The sequence below is a fragment of the Bradyrhizobium sp. genome, from assembly GCF_049512235.1.
In the GTDB taxonomy this organism is placed as follows: Bacteria; Pseudomonadota; Alphaproteobacteria; order Rhizobiales; family Xanthobacteraceae; genus Bradyrhizobium.
Genome location: NZ_JBEKXH010000636.1, coordinates 1 through 3,256 on the forward strand (window position 1 = coordinate 1; position 3,256 = coordinate 3,256).

2 protein-coding genes are annotated in these 3,256 nt (G+C 63.1%); one reads left to right on the forward strand and one right to left on the reverse strand.

The features are described from left to right. Positions 1-2,247, reverse strand: a 2,247-nt coding sequence (locus tag ABSG20_RS33120; protein WP_423868656.1) for an nSTAND1 domain-containing NTPase, incomplete at its 3' end; no start/stop codon positions are given. 666 nt (positions 2,248-2,913) lie between these two features. Here ABSG20_RS33120 and ABSG20_RS33125 point away from each other — a divergent pair. Further along, positions 2,914-3,256 (forward strand): hypothetical protein (locus ABSG20_RS33125; protein ID WP_423868657.1); only part of this gene is annotated, 343 nt, incomplete at its 3' end.

Here is a 3,256-nt window from a genome sequence, read left to right on the forward strand (position 1 = left end):
CCACACCCGCACGGTCTTGTCAGTCGATGCGGTGACGATGCGCGCCCCGTCGGGGCTGAACGCCACGCTCCAGACCGGGCCGCCGTGGCCCTTGAGCTCGCGCAACAGCGGACTCAAATCGGCCGCGCCGGCGAGTTTTGCCTCGAGCCCACTGATCTCAGCGGTCGACCAGCCAAGCGCCAGCGGCGAATGGCCCGGGCTCGGCAGATCCTGCAGAGCGATCCGCATGGCGGATTCATAATTCTGGTCGGCAATAGCCCGATTGGCCAAGCTGGTCAGCACGATCGCCTCGCGCCTGGCTGTCTCACGCGCCTGGTAAAGGGCCCCAAAAAGGGCAGCCAGGCCGACCAACAGGATACCAAGGGTTGCCCACCGTGCGCGGCGCTGAGCCCGCTCTCTGGCCGCCAGCTGTTCCTCGCGATCCTGCCGTGCTGCCTTCGCCGCCGCGTCGCTGGCGACGACAAACTCGCACTCCGTGCCCGATAGCCAATCCGCACGTCTCGCCGCCAAGGCCGCGAACTCCTCCCGCTCGGCCCCCGTCGCAAGGTGTTCGGCGTTACCTACCTCCGTCGAATTCCATCGATGGGCCCTGTCCATCAGACGATCGAGGACACGCATGTCGGCCGCCGCCTCGATGAGCACGCTCTGCAACCAGGGCCATTGCGTGATCAGCGCCTCGTGCGCGATGTCGACCGACTTCTCCCCGGTCAAAACCAGGCGCCCATACTCTTCCGTCGCCAGCTTCGAGACCAATGTCCGGCGCTCGCCGTCGAAATCACTGAGATCCGCAGCGCGTCGGGTCGCGCCGCCGGTTTCGCCCAGCCGCACCAGCCGGATGAAGATCGTGTCCAGCAAAGCGCGCTCTGTGCCGTCGAGGCGGTCGATGCGGACGTGCTCCGCCTCGTGCGCGAGCGCGCCGGCAACGCCCTCGACCTGTGCGTAGGCGACCAGCAGATCCACGCCGGCCGCGCGATGCCGTTGCCACGTGGCGTAGAGCGCCATCTGCACCAAAGCGAGATCGCCGGCGCGGTCGGTGATATCGCGTCGGATCCAACCGATCAGCGCGTCCTGTTCGGCGACGTCGGTATGACCCGCCAGGCGCAGCGGGTTGCGCACGGCTTCAGCAATGCCGGCGTCGGTGATCCGCCGCAACCGCAGCACGGCCTCTTGGTGATCCCGCGTCAGCTGATCGAACAGGGCTGTGAGCGGGCGGCAGAGATTGAAGTGATCGGCGCGCAGCGTCAGCACGATGCGAAAGCCGCCAAGCGCCGTGAGCGCCATCAGAAGATCGACGAAGCGAAGGCGCTCCACCTCCGCGGTTTCGGTCAAGAGCTCCTCGAACTGGTCGACGATCAAAAGGGTTTCCGTTTTGCCGGCCGGCAGGTCGCAGCGGATCGCGTAGGCGCTCTCGCTCGGGTTCGCGGGGTCGATGCGTTGGCGCAGGGACGCGCATTGCTCGGCGGATCGTCCGAGCGCGGTGGCGGCTTCCGTCACACCGCGCTTCAGCCCCTCGATCGGGTCCCGGCGCGGCCGCATGACAACGACGTGCCACAGCCGATCATCCGGCTCCCGCCCGGCCGTGTCTGCCAACGCTCCACCACGGAAAGCCGGAATCAGACCGGCCTGCGCCAGCGACGATTTACCGGCGCCGCTGTCGGCGGCGATGGCGATCAGCCGGTGCCGTCTGAGTTTGGCGATGAGCTCAGCGAGCTCTTCGCCGCGACCGAAGAATCGGTCGGCATCGCTTTCGGTCATCGCCTTGAGGCCGACGAAGGGATTTTCAAGCACGACGATCTTGTCGAGCGGCGACCGGCCCAGCACGGCCCGGAGGAGTTTGGTGAACTCATCTAGGCTGTTCAAGGGGTCGCGGACCCCTTGGTACTGCCGCGCGAAAGGGGGCAGCGCGGCCGCGCCAAGGCAATCCGTGGCAAGAACGGGGATGAAGGGATAATGCGAGCTACCGGTCGCACGCGAAAGGGCGAGCCGCACCTCGCTCTCGACCCAGTTCACGACGCCATTGGCGCCGACATGAACCGCAAACGCCGTCGTCTCCTCGCTGATCGCCTTCTCGAGCTGCGGCTGCCAGCCGGCGCCGGCGGCGAGATCGTCCTTGTCCAGCCACACCCGCAACCCCGCAGCCCGCGCTTCCGCGCTGTCGAGCAGCCGCCGCTTCAACTCCCGCGCGGCGCCGGTGTCCACGCCCGAATGGCTCAGGAAGAGCCAGGGAGGTGGGGCGGGTGCCGACATCGATCATCCTCGATTTTGCTGCCGCTCTCTCCCTGCGGTTGGGGCGAGACTAATCGACAACTGTGCGACCTGGAACAGCTAAAGCATGGAGCGGCGGATGGTGTAGTGGCGCAAGGGCGTTTCTGCTTCGGGTTACGCGCGTCGATTTCGGCGTGCCGCAACGTTTCCGGCAAGGCGGTAGGCTCGGCAATGGCGGTTGTCGGGTTTTGCCGGTTGCAGGCACGGATTTGGAAATGACGGATTGCTCATCGCACCTGCGCAGCAAGAATAGTAGCATGCGAGCTCCAGAGTAAGGCCCACGGTCGCGGCCCAGGGAGTGAATGCCACAGAGTACCTCATCCAAAGCCGAGACTCTGGTAGTTGACAGCCAAAGTTCACCCATGAATCGACAGCCGCTTCTTACACCAGGACAGATTGAGGAAATCAAAATACGGTTGAGACGTTACGATTCGTCAGCGCGGAGTTGCACTGCGAAAGGGAATGCCGTAAGATAGAACCAGCTGACGACTCCCGATTGACGCGAACTGTCGCATCAGACAGCCTCGCCAAAGTCCTGAGAGTCCTGGGATGTTGAACCGCAAGAGGCCCTTTTTTAGCAACAGATTAATCCAAGATTGTTCGACCGCATGATCCGTCGATGAGGTCAGTGAGACTGGGAACGTTACAATGTCCGGGACGTTGCGGCTTCAGTGGTGTGAAGACAGCGGTCGATCGAGCGAATTAGCGTTATTCTTCGCTGAAAATGTCACTCCAGCCTATATCTCTCACAGCGAGATGTGGGGATCCCGCGCTCTGGGACCCGATCACTGGCGAGTTGGATTACCTGAAATTCTTCGAATGGAGATCGAACCACGACTATCCGAGACGCATACACAAAGCCGCAGCTTGGATAGCCAACCCATTTTGGTAGCGGAAGATGATGATGGCCTATTGGGAATTTCATTTGTGACATTCAAGGTTTCGGCACCGGTTCCCTTTTCCATCGTAGAGGACTTGATTGTGCTGCCAT